Source organism: Salmonella sp. K21076 (genome assembly GCF_039650795.1).
Classification (GTDB): domain Bacteria; phylum Pseudomonadota; class Gammaproteobacteria; order Enterobacterales; family Enterobacteriaceae; genus Salmonella; species Salmonella enterica.
On sequence record NZ_JBCLYA010000009.1, the window covers coordinates 132,707 to 155,526 of the forward strand.

General features: G+C 53.5%; 17 protein-coding genes and 6 tRNA genes. 18 read left to right on the top strand and 5 right to left on the bottom strand.

Going from position 1 to position 22,820, the window contains the following annotated elements; genetic code table 11:
- Positions 1–37 precede the first annotated feature (37 nt).
- Genes tcuA through tcuC form a run of 3 tightly spaced genes read left to right on the top strand, consistent with a single transcriptional unit; the run spans position 38 to position 3,922 of the window.
- Positions 38–1,441: an FAD-dependent tricarballylate dehydrogenase TcuA gene (gene tcuA / locus AAYN39_RS04945; protein WP_000228705.1), complete on the top strand. Its 1,404-nt coding sequence runs from the start codon at positions 38–40 to the stop codon at positions 1,439–1,441.
- Positions 1,428–2,567: a tricarballylate utilization protein TcuB gene (gene tcuB / locus AAYN39_RS04950; RefSeq protein WP_000811143.1), complete on the top strand. Its 1,140-nt coding sequence runs from the start codon at positions 1,428–1,430 to the stop codon at positions 2,565–2,567. Before tcuA ends, tcuB begins: the two co-directional genes overlap by 14 nt.
- A 50-nt stretch (positions 2,568–2,617) precedes the next feature.
- Positions 2,618–3,922 (top strand): tricarballylate/proton symporter TcuC, encoded by a 1,305-nt coding sequence (gene tcuC / locus AAYN39_RS04955; protein WP_000057014.1) that lies wholly within the window; start codon positions 2,618–2,620, stop codon positions 3,920–3,922.
- Between the two features lie 48 nt (positions 3,923–3,970).
- Here the strand turns inward: tcuC and chiQ are convergent, their stop codons facing one another.
- The 4 genes from chiQ to nagE all read right to left on the bottom strand — a co-directional run bounded on the left by chiQ (position 3,971) and on the right by nagE (position 10,041).
- A complete protein-coding gene (chiQ, locus tag AAYN39_RS04960) occupies positions 3,971–4,303 on the bottom strand; it encodes a ChiQ/YbfN family lipoprotein (RefSeq protein WP_000722260.1) in 333 nt (110 codons plus the stop codon).
- Between the two features lie 49 nt (positions 4,304–4,352).
- Positions 4,353–5,759, bottom strand: a complete 1,407-nt coding sequence (chiP, locus tag AAYN39_RS04965; protein ID WP_001258803.1) for a chitoporin — start codon at positions 5,757–5,759, stop codon at positions 4,353–4,355.
- A gap of 451 nt (positions 5,760–6,210) precedes the next feature.
- Positions 6,211–7,878 (bottom strand): glutamine--tRNA ligase, encoded by a 1,668-nt coding sequence (glnS, locus tag AAYN39_RS04970; protein ID WP_001287188.1) that lies wholly within the window; start codon positions 7,876–7,878, stop codon positions 6,211–6,213.
- Positions 7,879–8,088: 210 nt separating this feature from the next.
- Positions 8,089–10,041 (bottom strand): PTS N-acetyl glucosamine transporter subunit IIABC, encoded by a 1,953-nt coding sequence (gene nagE, locus AAYN39_RS04975; RefSeq protein WP_001023150.1) that lies wholly within the window; start codon positions 10,039–10,041, stop codon positions 8,089–8,091.
- A gap of 326 nt (positions 10,042–10,367) precedes the next feature.
- Here nagE and nagB point away from each other — a divergent pair, with 326 nt between their 5' ends.
- The 11 genes from nagB (at position 10,368) to AAYN39_RS05030 (ending at position 17,172) form a co-directional block, all read left to right on the top strand.
- Positions 10,368–11,168 carry a glucosamine-6-phosphate deaminase gene (gene nagB / locus AAYN39_RS04980; protein WP_001237064.1) on the top strand — a complete coding sequence of 267 codons (801 nt, stop codon included), beginning with the start codon at positions 10,368–10,370 and terminating at the stop codon, positions 11,166–11,168.
- Positions 11,169–11,227: 59 nt separating this feature from the next.
- On the top strand, positions 11,228–12,382 hold the full coding sequence (gene nagA / locus AAYN39_RS04985) for an N-acetylglucosamine-6-phosphate deacetylase (protein WP_000271187.1): 1,155 nt from the start codon (positions 11,228–11,230) through the stop codon (positions 12,380–12,382).
- A 4-nt stretch (positions 12,383–12,386) separates the two neighbouring features.
- On the top strand, positions 12,387–13,607 hold the full coding sequence (gene nagC, locus AAYN39_RS04990) for a DNA-binding transcriptional regulator NagC (RefSeq protein ID WP_000187578.1): 1,221 nt from the start codon (positions 12,387–12,389) through the stop codon (positions 13,605–13,607).
- Positions 13,608–13,653: 46 nt separating this feature from the next.
- A complete protein-coding gene (nagD, locus tag AAYN39_RS04995; RefSeq protein ID WP_000153143.1) occupies positions 13,654–14,406 on the top strand; it encodes a ribonucleotide monophosphatase NagD in 753 nt (250 codons plus the stop codon).
- Positions 14,407–14,695: 289 nt separating this feature from the next.
- Positions 14,696–16,360: an asparagine synthase B gene (gene asnB, locus AAYN39_RS05000; RefSeq protein WP_000337026.1), complete on the top strand. Its 1,665-nt coding sequence runs from the start codon at positions 14,696–14,698 to the stop codon at positions 16,358–16,360.
- A 221-nt stretch (positions 16,361–16,581) separates the two neighbouring features.
- Positions 16,582–16,658 (top strand) — tRNA-Met (locus AAYN39_RS05005).
- A gap of 8 nt (positions 16,659–16,666) precedes the next feature.
- Positions 16,667–16,751 (top strand) — tRNA-Leu (locus AAYN39_RS05010).
- A gap of 23 nt (positions 16,752–16,774) precedes the next feature.
- Positions 16,775–16,849 (top strand) — tRNA-Gln (locus AAYN39_RS05015).
- 35 nt (positions 16,850–16,884) lie between these two features.
- Positions 16,885–16,959, top strand: a tRNA-Gln gene (locus AAYN39_RS05020).
- A 15-nt stretch (positions 16,960–16,974) separates the two neighbouring features.
- Positions 16,975–17,051: transfer RNA gene (locus AAYN39_RS05025), tRNA-Met, on the top strand.
- 46 nt (positions 17,052–17,097) lie between these two features.
- Positions 17,098–17,172: transfer RNA gene (locus AAYN39_RS05030), tRNA-Gln, on the top strand.
- Between the two features lie 132 nt (positions 17,173–17,304).
- Here AAYN39_RS05030 and ubiF read toward each other — a convergent pair.
- The gene (gene ubiF / locus AAYN39_RS05035; protein ID WP_000184625.1) at positions 17,305–18,480 is read right to left on the bottom strand and encodes a 3-demethoxyubiquinol 3-hydroxylase; all 1,176 of its coding nucleotides are present in this window, start codon (positions 18,478–18,480) and stop codon (positions 17,305–17,307) included.
- Positions 18,481–18,623: 143 nt separating this feature from the next.
- Here ubiF and miaB point away from each other — a divergent pair, with 143 nt between their 5' ends.
- The 4 genes from miaB to corC all read left to right on the top strand — a co-directional run bounded on the left by miaB (position 18,624) and on the right by corC (position 22,805).
- Complete coding sequence (gene miaB, locus AAYN39_RS05040) at positions 18,624–20,048, top strand: tRNA (N6-isopentenyl adenosine(37)-C2)-methylthiotransferase MiaB (protein WP_001519200.1); 1,425 nt, start codon at positions 18,624–18,626, stop codon at positions 20,046–20,048.
- Between the two features lie 204 nt (positions 20,049–20,252).
- Positions 20,253–21,299 carry a PhoH family protein gene (locus AAYN39_RS05045; RefSeq protein ID WP_001018045.1) on the top strand — a complete coding sequence of 349 codons (1,047 nt, stop codon included), beginning with the start codon at positions 20,253–20,255 and terminating at the stop codon, positions 21,297–21,299.
- A complete protein-coding gene (gene ybeY / locus AAYN39_RS05050) occupies positions 21,296–21,769 on the top strand; it encodes an rRNA maturation RNase YbeY (protein ID WP_000084477.1) in 474 nt (157 codons plus the stop codon). The genes AAYN39_RS05045 and ybeY overlap by 4 nt, the downstream gene beginning before the upstream one ends.
- 157 nt (positions 21,770–21,926) lie before the next feature.
- Positions 21,927–22,805, top strand: coding sequence for a CNNM family magnesium/cobalt transport protein CorC (gene corC, locus AAYN39_RS05055; protein ID WP_001278615.1), 879 nt, complete (start codon positions 21,927–21,929; stop codon positions 22,803–22,805).
- Positions 22,806–22,820: the final 15 nt, after the last annotated feature.

Below are 22,820 nucleotides of genomic sequence, written 5' to 3' on the forward strand. Positions count from 1 at the left end.
AAATTTAACAAATAGTTAAATGGTACGGGAGTATAAGATGGTTGATGTACTGGTGATAGGCGGAGGCAATGCCGCATTATGCGCCGCCCTGACCGCACGGGAAGCGGGCGCATCGGTTCTGCTGCTGGAGGCTGCCCCGCGAGAATGGCGCGGCGGAAATTCTCAGCACACACGAAACCTGCGCTGTATGCATGATGCGCCGCAGGATGTGCTGGTGGAAAGCTATCCTGAAGAGGAATTCTGGCAGGATCTGTGGCGAGTCACCGACGGCAACACCAACGAGGCGCTGGCGCGGCTGGTCATTCGCACCTCTTCGCAATGCCGCGACTGGATGCGCAAACATGGCGTTAACTTTCAACCGCCACTATCTGGGGCGCTCCACGTTGCGCGCACCAATGCGTTTTTTATGGGCGGCGGGAAAGCGCTCGTCAATGCCTATTACCGTAGCGCCGAACGGCTGGGCGTACAGATTCGCTATAACACGCCGGTTCACGCGCTTGAACTTCATGACGGCGAATTCGTGGCGGCGCTGGCGGGTAGCGAACGTATTACCGCCAAAGCCTGCGTATTAGCGGCTGGCGGTTTCGAATCAAACCGTGAATGGCTGCGGGAGGCCTGGGGAGAAAACGCCCGCGGCGAATGGCCCGCGGATAATTTCCTGATTCGCGGCACGCGTTTTAACCAGGGCGTATTACTCAAATTTATGATGGATGCCGGCGCGGATATCATTGGCGATCCGTCCCAGTCGCACTGCGTAGCGATTGATGCCAGGGCGCCGCTGTACGACGGCGGTATTTGTACTCGCGTGGATTGCGTATCGCTGGGTATTGTCGTGAATCGCGACGCCGAGCGTTTTTATGATGAAGGCGAAGATTTCTGGCCGAAGCGTTACGCCATTTGGGGGCGGCTGGTGGCTCAACAGCCAGGACAAATTGGCTATTCGATTATTGACAGCAAAGCCATTGGCCACTTTATGCCGCCGGTTTTTCCTGGCGCGCAGGCCAATACGCTGGCTGAACTGGCCTGCCAGTTGGGGCTGGACGCGGAAAAATTTACCCATACCGTCACGCAGTATAACCAGGCCTGCCAGCCCGGTCATTTTGATCATACCTTGCTTGATGACTGCGCCACCAAAAACCTGACGCCGGCGAAAACCCACTGGGCGCGCCCGCTTGATGCGCCGCCCTACTACGGTTATGCGCTGCGACCCGGCATCACGTTTACCTACCTGGGCCTGAAAGTCAATGAACGTGCCGCGGTGCATTTTGCCGGTCATCCAAGCCGCAACCTGTTTGTTGCCGGCGAGATGATGGCAGGAAATGTTCTGGGCAAGGGGTATACCGCAGGCGTAGGCATGTCTATCGGCACAACCTTTGGCCGCATTGCGGGAATAGAAGCCGCTCGCGCGGCGCACAAGGAGGCGCAGCATGAAACAGCTTGAAAAATTAATCATTGAGGCCACCGTGCTTACCGAACCGGAAGCCGAGGTCGAACGCGTCATGCAAGTGTGTAACGCGTGTCGCTACTGCGAAGGTTTTTGCGCGGTATTTCCGGCGATGACCCAGCGGCTCGAATTCGGTAAAGCCGATATTCATTATCTGGCGAATTTATGTCATAACTGCGGCGCCTGCCTGCACGCGTGCCAGTACGCGCCGCCCCATGAATTTGCCATTAACGTGCCGAAAGCGATGGCGCAAGCCCGCCTGGAGACGTATCAACAGTATGCCCAGCCCGCCGCTTTTGGCGCGTTATACCGTCGGGCGGGGATCACCGTCGCGCTGGCGCTGATAGTCGGTCTGACGCTCTTTTTATTACTGGCGATGGCGCTGAAAGGGTCGCTGATTCATCCGCCGCTGGCCGGTGACTTCTATCAAATTTTTCCGCATAGCCTGCTGGCATGGATGTTTGGCTCAGTTTTTGTGCTGGCAATCGGTTTGCTTATGGCGGGCGTAATCAGCTTCTGGCGTGAGATCTCGCCGGGTGTACCGCGTTCGGCGGAGATTGCGGAAGCGTCGCACAATGCGTTAACGCTGAAATATCTCGACGGCGGTCACGGCAAAGGCTGTAACGAAGCGGACGATGCGTTCACGCTGCTGCGCCGTCGCTTTCATCACTTTACCTTTTACGGTTTTATGCTCTGTTTTGCCGCCACGGTCGTGGCGACGGGCTATCACTACGTCGCCGGTTGGGAAGCGCCCTACCCGTTCTTTAGCCTGCCGGTCATGCTCGGCACGCTGGGCGGTATCGGTCTGCTTATCGGCCCGGCCGGGCTACTGTGGCTCAATCTGCGGCGGTCGCCGTTACATAGCGATGCGCGCCAGAAACCCATGGATCGCGGCTTTATTCTGCTGCTGTTCTTAACCAGTCTTACCGGGCTGGCGCTGCTGGCAGGCAGAGACACCAGCGGAATGGGCATACTGCTGGCGCTCCATTTAGGCGTGGTGATGGCGCTCTTTCTCACCCTTCCCTACGGAAAATTCGCCCACGGATTTTTCCGCTGCGCGGCCTTACTCAAATGGGCAGTTGAGAAGCGACGCGGAAAACATGCGGGGGATACAGGCAACTGACCCGCAACATCTTACCTATAAAACAATAAAGACAGTGGAGAGCAAACCCTATGGCACAACACACACCTGCAACATCGCGCGCCGGCACGTTCGGCGCAATACTGCGCGTGACAAGCGGCAATTTCCTTGAACAGTTTGATTTTTTCTTGTTCGGATTTTACGCCACCTATATCGCCAGAACGTTTTTTCCGGCGGAAAGCGAATTTGCCTCATTAATGTTGACCTTTGCCGTCTTTGGCTCCGGTTTTTTAATGCGCCCCGTCGGCGCGATTGTGCTTGGCGCCTATATTGACAGAATCGGACGTCGTAAAGGGCTGATGGTGACGCTGGCGATTATGGGCTGCGGTACGTTGCTCATCGCCCTCGTCCCCGGCTACCAGACGATCGGCCTGGCAGCGCCTGCGTTGGTGTTGTTGGGCCGGTTATTACAAGGATTTTCTGCGGGCGTTGAGTTAGGCGGCGTCTCGGTCTATCTGTCCGAAATCGCAACGCCAGGCAATAAAGGGTTTTATACCAGCTGGCAATCCGCCAGTCAGCAGGTTGCGATCGTTGTCGCCGCGTTGATTGGTTATAGCCTGAATATCACGCTGGGACACGACGCGATATCGGAGTGGGGCTGGCGAATTCCGTTCTTTATCGGCTGTATGATCATTCCGCTGATTTTTGTTTTACGTCGTTCATTACAAGAAACAGAAGCGTTTTTACAACGCAAGCATCGCCCCGACACTAGGGAAATTTTTGCAACTATCGCCAAAAACTGGCGCATTATTACGGCCGGAACGCTGCTGGTGGCGATGACCACCACAACGTTTTATTTTATCACCGTTTATACGCCGACCTATGGCAGAACCGTGCTTAATCTCAGCGCGCGGGACAGTTTGATCGTCACCATGTTAGTGGGGGTGTCCAATTTTATCTGGTTACCCATTGGCGGCGCGATTTCCGACCGGATTGGCCGTCGCGCCGTGTTAATGGGCATTACGTTGCTGGCGCTGATCACCACCTGGCCCGTCATGCAGTGGCTGACCGCCGCGCCCGACTTTACCCGCATGACGCTGGTACTGCTGTGGTTCTCTTTCTTTTTTGGCATGTATAACGGCGCAATGGTCGCGGCGTTAACCGAAGTGATGCCAGTCTATGTGCGTACCGTTGGTTTCTCGCTGGCCTTTAGCCTGGCGACGGCAATTTTTGGCGGCCTGACGCCGGCCATCTCTACCGCGCTGGTAAAGTTAACCGGCGATAAAAGCTCGCCCGGCTGGTGGCTGATGTGCGCAGCGTTATGTGGACTTGCCGCGACGGCGATGCTGTTTGTACGTCTGAGTCGCGGCTATATCGCGGCAGAAAATAAAGCCTGAAAAAACCACAGGCGGAAAACATTCGCCCGTGGGTGGCAAGGCAGGGTTTTATTGCACGTTATTATGACTGCGAATTTCCTGCCAGACCTTATCGCAGTCAGCCTTGACCGCCTGATCGTTACCCGTGCGCGTCGCCTGAATGCACTGCTGATAGTCCAGTACCCGCACGCTTTCTTCGTTAGCAAATTGCTGATGTTTGCGCTCTTTTTTAAGGACATTCAGTACGCTTTGGCAGGCCTCTATCTTCTCAGGCGAGCCCTGTGCGGTATTGATACAGGCGCTGTACGCCTCTTTCAGCCGACTATCTTCTTCCGGCGCGGGTGATGACGCGCAGGCCGTCAAACCGGCGGTCATGCTGGCGATGAGTAAAATTTTTTTCATAGGTCGTTCCTCAACAGCGCGGCAGACCGGCAGCCTGCCGCATCTGACATCAGAAAATAGTGAATGGCGCAATAACGATAAATTTCACGTCACGTTCATCCTGGAAGATGTTGCCGTAACCACCGCCCCAGCTTGGAATATTGGAGTGGTTGTCATATTCGGTGAAGTGCAGTTTGAACATGGTGCCTTTGGCACGCCCCTCCTGCAGGGTATAGACCGCATCCAGACTGTATGAGGACTCTTCGATAGTGCGGTTTTTGTCGTAGTAAGCATCCGGGTTACTTTGCCAGGTTGCCGGTTTAGCATCCCAGGCGTAAACGTAAGACGCGCCCACAGCCCAGCCCGGCAGATTCCAGTTTTTCAGGTCATACATCGCGCCGAAGAAAACCGCCTTTTCACCGTTAGCGTTAAAGTCGGAGCGGTTATCCCACCAGATATCCAGACGACCGTTTGAAGAGGCGTAGGTTGGCGTCATACGTTGCAGAAAATAGCCCTGCTGACCGTCCGCTTTCACCCAGGTGCCCTCCAGACGCAGGTCAACCACTTCCGCGACTTTGTAGCCGAAGGTCAACGCCTGCAGCCAGGCCGTACCGTCGTAAATGTCATTCACGCTGCGATCGTCTACTTTGTCGCGCGCGCCGTAGAACTGGTAACTGGTGGTGAACGGATTGCCGCCTAAATCAAATTTATAGCTGGCCTTTGCGAAATATTGATCGACATAGCCTTCGGACTGACCAAACGCCGCTTCCAGCACCAGATCATTTTTGAAGTCGTACTTCGCGCCGATGGAGTGGAGATAGTCTACATTGGTTTTTTTATCCGCCTGATAAAACTTATCCATTTCGGTATGCCACGGCGCTTTATATTCGTTAGTCCACATGTAGGAAAAACTTAACGCGCCCGCATCGCCATAGTCAAAACTGGCGCCGGCTTCCGCACCCTGATAGGTACCCGGCATAAAACTCCAGTGCGGCGCTAACAGCGTCTGACCGGTAGGCTGAATATAACCGGCGCGCGCCCAGACCGGGCCATATTTAAATTTCGCGGCGGCTTTATAAAGACTGATACCGCTCTTATCGCCGGAATAGTCTTCGTCGTAGCCTTTATTCTTTTTCGAGAAGGCAATTTCGTTTGGATGACCGCTGTCGCCGTTTTCTGCCATTTCAATCGCGGTAAACGCCGCGATATCCAGACCGAACATATCCGCAGCGTAACCAGACTGAAAATCCAGGTTAGCGTTCCAGGTCGCATGAGAAAGGTTAGTTTTATATTTGTCGCCGTCGGTCACATCTTTGCGATCGCGTTCACGCTGCCAATAATAGATGCCGCCCGTTAACGTGGAGTCGTCGAAAAAGCCGGAGGCTTGCGCCTGCGGAACAACGATCCACCCCGACATTGCTGTGATACCGGCGATAGCCAGAGCCAGCGTACTACGTTTGCCACTAAACGTACGCATAAGTTAATCCTCTTTGACGTATAAATTGCTGCCGACAAAAGCGAACAGCGAAAAAATAAAAATAAAAAGTAGCGCTGAGAAACCTCATTTACTACGTTAAATAGACTATTTTTCGCGATGCGAATTATCAATCTCTTTCTGTAACCAGTATGTAATAATATGAGCAACCGCACATATTTAATTGCTTTCTGTTACATTCGACTGCTGGTGGGGGAAGCAGACCGCCAGAAAGAAAATTGACTTGTTTTCCATAGGCATGAAAATAATTGTCTCCTGTTGACCTGACGCTTATAACATTTAGATTAATAATCATTTATCAGATCAATAATTTTCAGAGAATAATTAATTCGCCTCGCAAAAAAGAGAATCGACTTAGAAATGCAGAGAAAAAACGCCGCAGAACGCGGCGTTGACAAGGTATTTTTACAGCATTCGCCTGTTGGCGCAGTGCTTATTCGCCCGCTTTCGCCCAGGTATCACGCAGGCCCACGGTGCGGTTAAAGACCAGCTTATCGGCCGTTGCATAGCGGCTGTCAAGGCAGAAGTAACCTTCACGTTCAAACTGGAAAGCTTTCCCTGCTACCGCCGCTTTCAGCGACGGCTCGCCATACCCCTGCTTAATCACTAATGATTCGGGGTTGATAACAGACAGGAAGTCCTCCGCGGCGCCCGGGTTCGGCACGCTGAACAGACGGTCGTAGAGACGAATTTCAATCGGCAGCGCATGTGCTACGCTAACCCAGTGGATTACGCCTTTCACTTTACGCCCGTCAGCCGGATCTTTACTCAGCGTATCAGCATCATAGGTACAGAAGATGGTGGTGATATTCCCTTCGGCATCCTTCTCTACGCGCTCCGCTTTAATGACGTAGGCATTACGCAGACGCACTTCTTTGCCCATCACCAGACGTTTGTACTGTTTGTTCGCTTCTTCGCGGAAATCCGCGCGATCGATCCAGATCTCACCGCTAAACGGCACTTCACGGCTGCCCATCTCCGGTTTATTCGGATGGTTAGGCATGGTAACCATTTCGCTCTCGCCCTGCGGGTAGTTTTCGATAACCAGTTTTACCGGATCGATTACCGCCATCGCGCGCGGCGCGTTTTCGTTCAGATCTTCGCGAATGCAGGATTCCAGCGACGCCATCTCAATAGTGTTGTCCTGCTTGGTGACGCCGATGCGTTTGCAGAACTCACGAATAGAAGCCGCGGTATAGCCGCGACGGCGCAGACCGGAAATAGTCGGCATACGCGGATCATCCCAACCTTCGACGTGTTTGTCGGTCACCAGCAGGTTCAGCTTACGCTTGGACATCACGGTGTATTCCAGATTCAGGCGCGAGAATTCGTACTGGCGCGGGTGAACCGGAATGGTGATGTTGTCCAGCACCCAGTCGTACAGACGACGGTTGTCCTGGAACTCCAGCGTACACAGAGAATGAGTAATGCCTTCCAGCGCATCGCTGATGCAGTGAGTAAAGTCGTACATCGGATAGATGCACCACTTCGTGCCGGTCTGATGATGCTCGGCGAATTTAATGCGATACAGCACCGGATCGCGCATCACGATAAACGGCGACGCCATGTCGATTTTAGCGCGCAGACAGGCTTTACCCTCTTCAAAACCGCCGGTACGCATTTTTTCAAATAGCGCGAGGTTTTCTTCCACGCTGCGATCGCGGAACGGGCTGTTTTTACCCGGCGCGGTCAGCGTACCACGGTATTCGCGGATCTGCTCCGGCGTCAGCTCATCAACGTAGGCCAGGCCTTTATTGATGAGCTCGACCGCATAGGCGTGCAGTTGGTCAAAGTAATCGGAGGAGTAGCGAATATCGCCAGACCAGTGAAAGCCTAACCACTCGACGTCGTTTTTGATCGAATCAACGTACTCGATATCTTCTTTTACCGGGTTGGTGTCATCGAAACGCAGGTTGCACTGGCCCTGATAATCTTGCGCGATGCCAAAGTTCAGGCAGATAGATTTCGCGTGGCCGATGTGCAGATAGCCATTCGGCTCCGGCGGAAAACGGGTATGGACAGTGGTATGTTTACCACTCGCCAGATCTTCATCAATAATCTGACGAATAAAGTTAGTCGGGCGGGCTTCAGCCTCACTCATCGTGGATTCCTCAAAGCGTAAACAACGTATAACGGCATATGATCTTATAAGCCGGACAGACTGACAACCTTTAGTTACTTAAAAAGTGGCTTTGCAGAAAATATTGGGGCTAATTGCGGTAAAAAAAAGCGGCGAAGGTTTCCCTCTGCCGCTTATGTTTCCTGTGATATCGCCGGATGGCGTCTTACGCCTTATCCGGCCAGGAAGCGATTATTTGCTCTTGATCTCGTACAGCGGCGTTTGACCCGCTACCACGTGACCATCCGCTTTGATGACCAGAGCGCTGAAGTCATCGCTGTTGCTGCAAACAACCGGGCTTATCTTGGAACGCGCATTGGCATTCAGGAAGTCCAGATCCAGTTCCAGAACCGGCTGACCCGCCGTGACTTCCGCACCCTCTTCTACCAGACGCTTGAAGCCCTGACCGTTCAGCGCGACGGTATCGATACCCATATGGACAACGATCTCCGCGCCTTTTTCGGTTTCCAGACAGAACGCGTGGTTAGTGTTGAAGATTTTCACGATAGTACCCGCCGCCGGAGAAACCACGGTTTTATCGGTGGGTTTCACCGCCACGCCGTCGCCGACCGCTTTGCTGGCGAAAGCTTCATCCGGTACCTGATCCAGCGCCACTACCTCACCGGTAATCGGAGAGACCAGTTCAGCGATAGTCACCGCATTCGGCACCGCCTGGGGTTTGGCCGCCGGAGCAGGTGTCGCAACGTGAGCCGCATCAGCAGACGCTGCCGCGACCGGCCCCCGCGCCACCACTTTCTTCATTTCATCGCCAATCGATTCCGCTTTCGCGCCGACAATAACCTGAATGGTCTGTTTGTTCAGTTTCACCACGCCGGAAGCGCCGAGGCGTTTGCAGGCCGCATCGTTGACGCGAGCAGAGTCGTTCACGGTCAGGCGCAGACGGGTAATGCACGCATCGACCGCTTTCAGGTTGTCCGTACCGCCAACCGCAGCAATATAGCTGGTCGCCAGTTGCGTTAACCCTTCTTCGGTGTTGCTGTTGGCTTCTTCCGTTACCATCTCATCAACTTTATCTTCGCGGCCCGGCGTTTTCAGGTTAAACATACGAATAACCGCGCTGAACAGCAGGAAGTAGATGATAAAGAATACAACGCCCATCACCAGCAACATCCAGACGTTATTGCTGGCCGCAGGCAGGTTATACATCAGAACATAGTCGATCGCGCCTGCCGAGAAAGAGAAGCCCGCATGGATACCCAGCAACGTCGCGACGAACAGGCTGATACCAGTCAAAATGGCGTGCAGGAGGTACAGCAGCGGCGCCAGGAACATAAACAGGAATTCCAGCGGCTCGGTTACGCCGGTCAGAAACGCGGTGATCGCGACAGACAGCAGCATACCGCCCACCATCGGACGACGTTCTTTCGGCGCGGCGAAATACATCGCCAGAGCGGCGCCCGGCAGACCAAACATCATGATCGGGAAGAAGCCGGACATAAACATCCCCGCCGTGCCGTCGCCAGCATAGAAGCGGTTGATGTCGCCGTGGAATACAGTGCCTGCGGCATTGGTGAATTCGCCAATCTGGAACCAGGCGATGGTGTTCAGTACCTGATGCAGACCGGTGGGGATCAGCAGACGGTTGATGAAGCCAAAGATACCGGAACCCAACGCGCCTGCGGAAACGATCCATTCACCGCCCGCATGGATGCCATGCTGTACCGGCGGCCAGACGTAACCGAAAATAGCGGCCAGCACCAGACAGAAAAAGCCCGTTGCGATCGGCACAAAACGTTTTCCACCGAAGAAACTGAGAAAATCAGGCAGTTTGATACCAGACCAGCGATTATAAACCGCGCCGCCGACCAGACCGGTAATAATCCCCGCCAGCACGCCCATGTTGATTTCCGGGTTAATCGTCACCATCGCTTTGGTCATGACGAAGTAACCCACGGCTCCCGCCAGTGCTGCCGCGCCTGCGCTATCTTTAGACCAACTGGAGGCCACGCCGATAGCGAAAACCAGCGCCAGGTTATCGAAAATAGACCCGCCCGCTTGCGCGATAAACGGCATATTCAGCAAATCTGGTTGGCCGAATCGCAGCAACAACGCTGCCACCGGCAACACGACGATAGGGAGCTGCAACGCCCTACCCAGCCGCTGGAAAAAACCTAAAATATTCATCTTATTCCCCCTACGAGACGCCGATATGGCTTCTTTGAAGCCGTTTTTTATTGTGCTGCAAACGTTAAAAACGTGATGTTCTGTAATCGAACGGTGAGATCATCTTCTGCAGAGTGTGTGGAAAATTAATTCGCCTCGCAAATTAAACGGGTGTTTTTTGTGATTATAATCACTAAATATCGTAATCACCCCCACCATCCACTGGCTAACACGGAAAACTTATTTTATGATTCAAAAAATCAGGACGGATTGAACACGAACCCTGGATATCCAGGTTACGCTTAATACGATCCGCCAAATTTTGACATTGATTATTGAGGTGAAGAATGAGACTGATCCCCCTGAGTACCGCAGAACAGGTTGGCAAATGGGCCGCTCGCCATATCGTTAACCGTATTAATGCGTTCAAACCGACCACCGATCGTCCGTTTGTTCTTGGACTGCCTACCGGCGGCACGCCGCTAACGGCGTACAAAGCGCTGGTTGAGATGCACAAAGCGGGCGAGGTCAGCTTTAAGCATGTGGTCACCTTTAATATGGACGAATATGTTGGCCTGCCGAAAGAGCACCCGGAAAGCTACCACAGCTTTATGCATCGTAACTTTTTCGATCACGTTGATATTCCAGCAGAAAACATCAATCTTCTCAACGGTAACGCACCGGATATCGATGCAGAATGCCGTCAATATGAAGAAAAAATTCGTTCTTACGGTAAAATCCATCTGTTTATGGGCGGCGTCGGCAACGACGGTCACATCGCCTTTAACGAACCGGCGTCTTCCCTGGCTTCCCGTACCCGTATCAAAACGTTAACCCATGATACTCGCGTAGCGAACTCCCGCTTCTTTGACGGCGACGTAAACCAGGTGCCGAAATACGCGCTGACGGTAGGCGTGGGTACGCTGCTGGATGCGGAAGAAGTGATGATTCTGGTGCTGGGCCATCAGAAAGCCCAGGCGCTGCAGGCGGCGGTTGAAGGCAACGTCAACCACATGTGGACCATTAGCTGCCTGCAACTCCATCCGAAAGCGGTTGTGGTATGCGATGAGCCGTCCACAATGGAACTTAAAGTTAAAACATTGAAATATTTCAATGAATTAGAAGCAGAAAATATTAAAGGTCTGTAATGTTGTCTCCGCCCCGCCAGTCAATGCGGGGCGGTAAATTTTTGATATCGGGGGTCAGAATGTATGCTTTAACCCAGGGCCGGATCTTTACCGGTCACGAAATTCTTGATGACCATGCGCTTGTTGTCGCTAATGGCCTGATTGACCGCGTTTGTCCGATGGCCGAGCTGCCGCCGGGAATAGAACAACGCTCATTGAATGGGGCCATTCTCTCCCCCGGTTTTATTGATGTGCAGCTAAACGGCTGCGGCGGAGTGCAGTTTAACGATACCGCAGAAGCCGTCAGCGTTGAAACGCTGGAAATTATGCAGAAAGCCAATGAAAAATCGGGCTGTACTAACTTTCTGCCAACGCTTATCACTACCAGCGACGAATTGATGAAACAGGGTATTCGCGTCATGCGCGAGTATCTGGAAAAACATCCGCACCAGGCGCTGGGTCTCCACCTGGAAGGCCCCTGGCTTAATCTGGTAAAAAAAGGCACCCATAATCCTGATTTCGTGCGTAAACCAGACGCTGCGCTGGTCGATTTCTTATGCGATAATGCCGACGTCATCACCAAAGTCACTCTCGCGCCGGAAATGGTGCCTGCTGACGTAATCGCTAAACTGGCGAATGCGGGCATTGTGGTTTCCGCAGGTCACTCCAACGCGACGTTAAAAGAGGCAAAAGCGGGCTTCCGCGCCGGGATTACCTTTGCGACTCACCTGTTTAACGCGATGCCGTACATTACAGGGCGTGAGCCGGGCCTTGCTGGCGCTGTTCTGGACGAAGCGGATATTTATTGCGGCGTTATCGCCGATGGTCTGCATGTCGACTACGCCAACATTCGCAATGCCAAACGCCTGAAAGGCGACAAACTTTGTCTGGTGACAGACGCCACCGCACCGGCGGGGGCCAATATTGAGCAGTTCATTTTCGCAGGTAAAACAATATACTACCGCAATGGACTGTGTGTGGATGAAAACGGTACGTTGAGCGGTTCGTCCTTAACCATGATTGAAGGCGTACGCAACCTGGTCGCGCATTGCGGCATCGCGCTGGATGAAGTGCTGCGCATGGCAACGCTCTATCCGGCACGCGCTATCGGCGTTGATAAGCATCTCGGTAGCATTGCGCCGAGTAAAGTCGCCAACCTGACCGCGTTCACCCACGATTTTAAAATTATCAAGACCATCGTTAATGGTGACGAGGTCGTTGACTTGAGTAAGTGAGAATATGACACCAGGCGGACAAGCTCAGATAGGTAACGTTGATCTCGTAAAACAGCTTAACAGCGCGGCCGTTTACCGCCTGATTGACCAGCATGGTCCTATCTCGCGCATACAAATTGCCGAGCAAAGCCAGCTTGCTCCCGCCAGCGTAACGAAAATTACGCGTCAACTCATTGAACGCGGGCTGATCAAAGAAGTCGATCAGCAGGCCTCTACCGGAGGCCGCCGCGCTATCTCTATCGTCACGGAAACCCGTAACTTCCACGCCATTGGCGTTCGCCTGGGGCGTCATGACACCACTTTAACGCTCTACGATCTGAGCAGTAAAGTGGTCGCTGAGGAGCATTATCCGCTGCCGGAGCGCACCCAGGAGACGCTGGAACATGCGCTGCTCAACACTATCGCCGTCTTTATTGATAGTTGTCAGCGTAAAATTCGTGAATTGATCGCTATCTCGGTGATCCTGCCAGGGCTTGTCGATCCGGAAAGCGGCGTGATTCGTTACATGCCGCACATTCAGGTTGAAAACTGGGGACTGGTCGAAGCGCTGGAAAAACGGTTTCACGTTACCTGTTTCGTGGGTCACGATATTCGTAGCCTGGCACTGGCGGAACACTACTTCGGCGCCAGTCAGGATTGCGAGGACTCGATTCTGGTGCGCGTCCATCGTGGTACAGGTGCCGGGATTATCTCCAACGGACGCATCTTCATTGGCCGTAACGGCAACGTCGGCGAAATTGGGCATATTCAGGTGGAGCCGTTGGGCGAGCGCTGCCACTGCGGTAATTTCGGCTGTCTGGAAACCATTGCCGCCAATGCGGCGATTGAACAACGGGTGCTGAATTTGCTTAAACAAGGGTATCAAAGCCGTGTTCCGCTTGACGACTGCACGATTAAAACCATCTGTAAGGCGGCAAACCGGGGCGACAGCCTGGCCTCGGAAGTCATTGAGCATGTTGGCCGCCATTTGGGCAAAACGATCGCCATTGCTATCAACCTGTTTAATCCGCAAAAAATCGTCATTGCCGGCGAGATCATTGAAGCCGATAAAGTCCTGTTGCCCGCTATCGAAAGCTGTATCAATACGCAGGCGTTAAAGGCCTTTCGCAAAAATTTGCCGGTGGTACGCTCCACGCTGGATCACCGTTCTGCTATCGGCGCATTTGCCTTAGTTAAACGCGCCATGCTCAACGGAACATTGCTGCAACGTTTGCTGGAAAGCTGATGCGCTCTTATAGTATCGGATTATTCACAAATTCCCTGGGTAGTTCATGACCATCAAGAATGTAATCTGCGATATCGACGGCGTGCTGATGCACGACAACGTAGCCGTACCCGGTGCGGCGGAATTTCTGACGGGGATTCTGGAAAAAGGTCTGCCGCTGGTGCTGCTGACCAATTACCCGTCGCAAACCGGCCAGGATCTGGCGAACCGTTTTGCTACCGCTGGCGTTAACGTGCCGGACAGCGTGTTTTATACGTCAGCAATGGCGACAGCCGATTTTCTGCGCCGTCAGGAAGGTAAAAAAGCGTATGTCGTGGGCGAAGGCGCGCTTATTCACGAGCTCTATAAAGCGGGTTTTACCATTACCGATGTAAACCCTGATTTTGTCATCGTTGGAGAGACCCGCTCCTACAACTGGGACATGATGCATAAAGCAGCATTTTTCGTCGCTAATGGCGCGCGCTTTATCGCCACCAACCCGGATACCCACGGTCGCGGCTTTTATCCGGCCTGCGGCGCGCTGTGCGCAGGCATTGAAAAAATTTCCGGCCGGAAGCCGTTTTATGTCGGCAAACCCAGCCCGTGGATCATCCGCGCGGCGTTAAACAAAATGCAGGCGCACTCGGAAGAGACCGTTATCGTCGGCGACAACCTGCGCACCGACATTCTGGCGGGGTTCCAGGCCGGTCTGGAGACCATTCTGGTGCTTTCAGGCGTATCAACAATCAATGATATTGACAGTATGCCGTTCCGCCCAAGCTGGATTTACCCTTCCGTCGCCGAGATAGACGTTATCTAAACCTGTCCCCTGCCTGATGACGCGCCGCTTTCAGGCCTACGGTTCGAACAACATTGTAGGCCTGATAAGCGAAACGTCATCAGGAAAAACATAATTCAATTAAACCACTATAAAACTGAAGATTCATCAATAAATTCGCGCAATACGTAATCATTTTTCACTAATCAACAATGACGATTGCGTTTTTCATTTTTCAGACCGTAATCCCCTTGCGCCTTCCACGCCTTTGCGGCATTTTTTAGTCAAGCAAACACAAAAAGTACGACGCAACAGATTAACGGAGAAGGCTATGTGTTCTATTTTCGGCGTATTCGATATCAAAACAGATGCAGCGGAACTGCGTAAAAAAGCCCTTGAATTGTCACGCCTGATGCGCCATCGCGGCCCGGACTGGTCCGGCATCTACGCTTGCGATAACGCGATTCTCGCACATGAACGCTTGTCGATTGTTGATGTTAACGCCGGCGCCCAGCCCCTGTATAACGCTAAGAAAACTCACGTGCTGGCGGTGAACGGTGAAATTTATAACCATCAGACGTTACGCGCGGAGTATGGCGATCGTTACGCGTTCCAGACTGGCTCCGACTGCGAAGTTATTCTCGCGCTATATCAGGAAAAAGGGCCGGATTTCCTTGACGATTTACAGGGGATGTTCGCCTTCGCCCTGTATGACAGCGAAAAAGACGCTTATCTGATTGGTCGTGACCATATCGGTATTATTCCGCTCTACATGGGCTATGACGAATTCGGCAACTTCTACGTAGCGTCAGAAATGAAAGCGCTGACTCCGGTCTGCCGCACCATTAAAGAGTTCCCGGCGGGCAGCTACCTGTGGAGCAAAGACGGCGAAATTCGTCAGTACTATCAGCGCGACTGGTTCGATTACGATGCGGTAAAAGATAACGTCACCGACAAAAACGCGCTGCGTCAGGCGCTGGAAGAATCCGTGAAAAGCCACCTGATGTCCGACGTGCCCTACGGCGTACTGCTCTCCGGCGGCCTGGACTCGTCGGTTATCTCGGCAATCACCAAAAAATTCGCCGCCCGTCGCGTCGAAGATCAGGAGCGCTCCGAAGCCTGGTGGCCACAGTTGCACTCTTTTGCGGTAGGTCTGGAAGGTTCGCCTGACCTGAAGGCGGCCCAGGAAGTGGCTAACCACCTCGGCACCGTGCATCATGAAATTCACTTCACCGTCCAGGAGGGTCTGGATGCGATTCGCGACGTGATTTACCACATTGAAACCTATGACGTAACCACTATCCGCGCCTCAACGCCAATGTATCTGATGTCGCGTAAGATCAAAGCGATGGGCATCAAAATGGTGCTCTCCGGCGAAGGTTCTGATGAGGTGTTTGGCGGCTACCTGTACTTCCATAAAGCGCCGAACGCCAAAGAGTTACATGAAGAGACGGTCCGTAAGCTACAGGCGCTGCATATGTATGACTGCACCCGCGCCAACAAAGCGATGTCCGCCTGGGGCGTGGAAGCGCGCGTACCGTTCCTGGATAAAAAATTCCTCGACGTGGCGATGCGTATCAACCCACAGGATAAAATGTGCGGCAACGGCAAGATGGAAAAACACGTGCTGCGCGAGTGCTTCGAGTCTTATCTGCCAGCAAGCGTGGCGTGGCGTCAGAAAGAGCAGTTCTCTGACGGCGTAGGCTACAGCTGGATTGATACGCTGAAAGAGGTGGCGGCGAAACAGATTTCCGATCAACAACTGGAAACAGCCCGCTTCCGCTTTCCATACAACACGCCGTCGTCTAAAGAGGCGTACTTGTACCGGGAAATTTTTGAAGAATTGTTCCCGGTGCCGAGCGCCGCGGAATGCGTACCCGGCGGCCCGTCCGTGGCCTGTTCTTCCGCCAAAGCCATTGAGTGGGATGAAGCATTCAAAACGATGGATGACCCGTCAGGCCGCGCGGTCGGCGTGCATCAGTCGGCGTACCAGTAAATTAACGATGACGAAAGAGCCCCTAGGGGCTCTTTTTTTATAGCAACCCACTTTCGGAAAAACGATTAATAACCAATAATTGCCGAATATTGCGCCACGCTGTTCGCAACCTAACCAAACAGACACTTTCCGACGTTTTTCGATGAAAAAGAGGTTGACGCTTCAAGGCTCAATACGCATAATGCGCCCCGCAACGCCGATAAGGTAACGCGAAAAAAGATGGCTACGTAGCTCAGTTGGTTAGAGCACATCACTCATAATGATGGGGTCACAGGTTCGAATCCCGTCGTAGCCACCATCTTTTTTGCGGGAGTGGCGAAATTGGTAGACGCACCAGATTTAGGTTCTGGCGCCGCAAGGTGTGCGAGTTCAAGTCTCGCCTCCCGCACCATTCACCGATAAGCGTTGTACGGATGGGGTATCGCCAAGCGGTAAGGCACCGGTTTTTGATACCGGCATTCCCTGGTTCGAATCCAGGTACCCCAGCCATATTTCTTCGAGTTTGCGGTTCACCGCGACGGTATTGGGGTATCGCCAAGCGGTAAGGCACCGGTTTTTGATACCGGCATTCCCTGGTTCGAATCCAGGTACCCCAGCCATCGAAGAAATCATCTGGCTACGTAGCTCAGTTGGTTAGAGCACATCACTCATAATGATGGGGTCACAGGTTCGAATCCCGTCGTAGCCACCATATTCAGAACGCGTCGAGGTATTCGACCGGTTCGAAAATAATTTGTTGGGGTATCGCCAAGCGGTAAGGCACCGGATTCTGATTCCGGCATTCCGAGGTTCGAATCCTCGTACCCCAGCCACTTTTAAAAAGCTCGCTTCGGCGAGCTTTTTGCTTTTCTGGCAATTCGGACAGCCTGATGGCGCTACGCTTATCAGGCCTACGGGCGAATACAGGCCGGGTAAGGTATAGCCGCCACCCGGCATAACACAAACTACAACCCCAACGCATACTTCAGCGCCTGACGTTTTAGCACGCCTGCGCGCTGCGCCGCCATTAGCCCCATATTGCGTAAAATACGCAGTGGCGGCAGTTCATTGCTGAACCCGGCATAAAACAGATCCATTCCACTTTGCATCATAAAATTATCTGCCATGCGCCGCGTCTGATAGCGTTTCAACACCGAATGGCTGGCCCAGGACTCGCCATAGCTACGGGCACTCGCCAGCACATCAATCAACGCATCAACATCCCGATACCCCAGGTTGACGCCCTGCCCGGCCAGCGGATGAATGGTATGCGCCGCGTCGCCTACCAGCGCCAGCCCCGGTTGCGCATACTGCAACGCGTGACGACGGGTTAGCGGAAACGCGCCCGCCGCGACAGGCATCACCGCCCCCAGACGCGCCGGAAAGTGCTGGTTAATTTCCACCTGCAATTGCGTCATCGATAAACTCTGTAGCTGGCGAATACGTGCCGGAGCGTCATACCACACCAGCGACGCCCAATCGTCGAACAGCGGCAAAAAGGCGCGCGGCCCCGTTGGCGTAAACTGCTGCCAGGTGCTGTCGCCTGGCGCATTTTCACACTTGACGGTGATAAGCATACACGACTGCGCATATTGCCAGGCATGAATGCCAATTCCCGCCATTTGCCGAACCTGCGAATTCGCGCCGTCGGCGCCAATCACTAACTTCGGCGTTACCCATTCGCCGTCGGCCAGTTCCAGCGCATAACCATCGTGGCGGCGGTGCAATGCCGCCAGTGAAGCCGGAACGCGCAGCGTCACGCCGGGGTGCGCTTCCAGCGCCTGCCACAGCGCCTGTTGCAGGACGTTGTTCTCTACCATATAGCCTAACAGCGGCAGCTTGAGTTCAGCGGCGTCGAACACCACATGGGCGTTTTCCCACTCCCAGGTCTCCAGTCGCCGATAAGGATGGCTACGCATCCCCTGCACCGCCTCCCAAACGCCCAGCCCCTTGAGCAGCGCCACGGATGCCGCGCTAATGGCCGAAATCCGCACGTCAGGCTGGCTGTCAGCCACAAACGGCGCAGGCGCGGCATGTTCTATTACCATCACCGTAAACCCTTGCTGCGCCAGACCCAGCGCCAGCGCGCCGCCGACCATTCCCCCGCCGACAATGGCAATTTCCGTTGGTTGATTTGTCATGGTCATTCATCCTGTTACGTTTTAGACAAGTTTACAGGATTTTTTACCCATTAGGGCTGACGTCAGTCATACTGGTCACAACCGCGCCAAAGCATTACACTATGCGCCCTGCTTTTCAGCCACTATTTCGCAAGAGCAAGTCGATGACTAAAAAACTCCATATTAAAACCTGGGGCTGTCAGATGAACGAGTACGATTCATCGAAGATGGCCGATCTGCTGGACGCCACCCACGGCTATCAACTGACCGACGTGGCGGAAGAGGCGGATGTGCTGCTGTTGAATACCTGCTCAATCCGCGAGAAGGCTCAGGAAAAAGTCTTCCATCAATTAGGTCGCTGGAGACTGTTAAAAGAGAAAAATCCCGATCTGATTATCGGCGTCGGCGGCTGTGTGGCTTCCCAGGAAGGCGAGCACATTCGTCAACGCGCCCATTACGTCGACATTATTTTTGGCCCGCAAACCTTACACCGCCTGCCGGAGATGATTAACTCCGTGCGTGGCGACCGCAGCCCGGTGGTCGATATCAGCTTCCCGGAAATCGAGAAGTTCGATCGTTTGCCGGAGCCGCGCGCCGAAGGCCCGACCGCTTTCGTTTCTATCATGGAAGGCTGCAATAAATATTGTACTTACTGCGTGGTACCGTATACCCGCGGTGAAGAAGTCAGCCGTCCCTCAGACGATATCCTGTTCGAAATCGCCCAGTTAGCGGCGCAGGGCGTGCGTGAGGTCAACCTGCTGGGCCAGAACGTTAACGCCTGGCGCGGAGAAAACTACGACGGCACCACCGGCACCTTTGCCGATCTGCTGCGTCTGGTTGCCGCCATCGACGGCATTGACCGTATTCGCTTTACCACCAGCCATCCGATTGAGTTCACCGACGATATTATCGAGGTGTACCGCGATACGCCGGAGCTGGTCAGTTTCCTGCATCTGCCGGTACAGAGCGGTTCCGATCGCGTGTTGAATCTGATGGGGCGCACCCACACTGCGCTGGAATATAAAGCAATCATCCGTAAACTGCGCGCGGCGCGGCCGGACATTCAGATAAGCTCTGACTTTATCGTCGGTTTCCCAGGCGAAACTACCGATGATTTCGAAAAAACCATGAAGCTTATCGCCGACGTCAACTTTGATATGAGCTACAGCTTTATCTTCTCTGCGCGTCCGGGAACGCCGGCTGCCGATATGGTTGATGACGTACCGGAAGAAGAGAAAAAGCAGCGTCTGTATATTCTGCAAGAGCGTATCAATCAGCAGGCGATGGCATGGAGCCGCCGTATGCTCGGCACGACACAGCGCATTCTGGTGGAAGGCACGTCGCGTAAAAACATTATGGAACTGTCTGGCCGTACCGAAAACAATCGGGTGGTGAACTTTGAAGGCACGCCGGAGATGATTGGTAAGTTTGTCGATGTGGAAATTACTGACGTCTATCCGAACTCCCTGCGCGGAAAAGTGGTGCGTACCGAAGATGAAATGGGTCTGCGCGTCGCCGAAACGCCGGAGTCCGTCATTGCCCGTACCCGTAAAGAAAATGAGCTGGGCGTAGGATTCTACCAGCCTTAATCCTGCAGGAAAGGCAATAATGCCCGATGGCGCTACGCCTGTCGGGCTTCCTGGTCATGGCCTGTCGCCCGACGGGCCTTGCAATTTTCTCTCTTCATCCCCATCTTCATTGCAATGCTTGCGCCTTTTCCCTATGGCGTGAATAATTTCCTTAGATGCCGGTAAATGTTCAGCGTCCGGCGATACAGACACAAGAGGAACAGTTTGAATATAGACACTCGCGAAATTACCCTTGAGCCCGCAGACAACGCCCGTCTGTTGAGCCTTTGCGGGCCGTTTGATGACAATATTAAACAGCTCGAACGTCGTCTCGGTATTGAAATCAACCGCCGTGACAATCACTTTAAACTGACCGGTCGTCCGATTTGCGTGACCGCGGCGACAGATATTTTGCGAAGTCTGTATGTCGATACCGCACCGATGCGCGGCCAGACTCAGGATATCGAACCGGAACAAATTCATCTGGCGATCAAAGAAGCGCGGGTGCTGGAACAGAGCGCGGAAAGCGTGCCTGACTATGGCAAAGCTATTAATATCAAAACCAAGCGCGGCGTGATTAAACCGCGTACCCCGAACCAGGCGCAGTACATCGCCAATATTCTCGATCATGATATTACCTTTGGCGTCGGCCCGGCGGGTACCGGTAAAACTTATCTTGCGGTCGCCGCTGCGGTAGACGCCCTGGAGCGCCAGGAGATTCGCCGTATTCTACTGACCCGTCCGGCGGTGGAAGCGGGCGAAAAACTCGGCTTTCTGCCAGGCGATTTAAGTCAGAAGGTGGACCCGTACCTGCGTCCGCTGTATGACGCGCTGTTCGAAATGCTCGGCTTTGAAAAAGTCGAGAAGCTGATTGAGCGCAATGTGATTGAAGTCGCGCCGCTGGCCTATATGCGCGGACGCACATTAAACGACGCCTTTATCATTCTGGATGAAAGCCAGAACACCACTATCGAACAGATGAAGATGTTCCTGACGCGTATCGGCTTTAACTCGAAAGCGGTGATCACCGGCGACGTGACGCAGATTGACCTGCCACGCAACACCAAATCCGGCTTGCGTCATGCCATTGAAGTGCTGGCGGAAGTCGATGAAATCAGCTTTAACTTCTTCCACAGCGAAGACGTGGTGCGCCATCCGGTCGTTGCCCGCATTGTGAACGCCTATGAAGCCTGGGAAGAGGCCGAACAAAAACGCAAAGCGGCGTTGGCGGCGGAGCGTAAGCGTGAAGCCCAGGAGCAGGAACAGAAATGAGCCAGGTGATCCTCGATTTACAGTTGGCCTGTGAAAACCACGCGGGCCTGCCGGATGAAGCTCAGTTTCAACGCTGGCTGGACGGCGTTATTCCGCAGTTTCAGGAAGAGGCGGAAGTCACAATCCGTCTGGTGGATGAGGCCGAAAGCCATGACCTTAATTTGACGTACCGCGGGAAAGATAAACCCACTAATGTTCTCTCCTTCCCGTTTGAAGCGCCCCCCGGCATTGAAATGCCGCTACTGGGCGATCTGATTATTTGCCGTCAGGTCGTGGAGCAGGAAGCGCAGGAACAGAGCAAGCCACTGGAGGCGCACTGGGCGCACATGGTCGTACACGGTAGCCTGCATTTGCTGGGTTACGATCATATCGACGATGACGAAGCGGAAGAGATGGAGTCTCTCGAAACGGAGATTATGCTTGCTATGGGCTATGAGGATCCGTACATTGCCGAGAAGATTGCAGAATAGTAGCTTGCCGGATGGCGGCGCTTGCGCCTTATCCGGCCTACATTCATGCCTTTTGTAGGCCTGATAAGCGTAGCGTCATCAGGCAAAACATGCCGTCACAGCTGAGTATACGCATGACGAGCTTTGTATTAACTAACATGAGAACCCATACGACGCCATGAGCGACGACAATTCACACAGTAGTGACACAGTAAACAGTAAAAAGGGATTTTTTTCCCTGCTACTCAGCCAGCTTTTCCACGGTGAACCTAAAAACCGTGATGAGTTGCTGGCGCTGATCCGTGATTCCGGGCAGAACGAGCTTATCGATGAAGATACGCGCGATATGCTCGAAGGCGTAATGGACATCGCCGACCAGCGCGTTCGCGATATTATGATCCCGCGCTCCCAGATGATTACCCTGAAACGCAACCAGACGCTGGACGAATGTCTCGATGTTATCATCGAGTCCGCCCACTCGCGTTTTCCGGTGATCAGCGAAGATAAAGATCACATTGAAGGGATTCTGATGGCCAAAGATTTGCTGCCGTTTATGCGCAGCGATGCCGAAGCCTTCAGCATGGACAAAGTGTTACGTACCGCGGTTGTCGTACCGGAAAGCAAACGGGTTGACCGTATGCTCAAGGAATTCCGCTCCCAGCGCTACCATATGGCCATCGTTATCGATGAGTTTGGCGGCGTTTCCGGCCTTGTGACTATCGAAGACATCCTCGAACTGATTGTCGGTGAAATTGAAGATGAGTATGACGAAGAAGACGATATCGACTTCCGTCAGCTTAGCCGCCATACCTGGACGATTCGCGCGCTGGCGTCGATTGAAGACTTCAATGACGCTTTCGGCACCCACTTCAGCGATGAAGAAGTCGATACCATCGGCGGGCTGGTGATGCAGGCGTTCGGCCATTTACCGGCCCGCGGCGAAACCATTGACATTGATGGTTACCAGTTCAAAGTGGCAATGGCCGATAGTCGTCGTATTATTCAGGTGCATGTCAGGATCCCGGATGACTCGCCCCAGCCAAAACTGGACGAATAACAGCAATAGTGGACT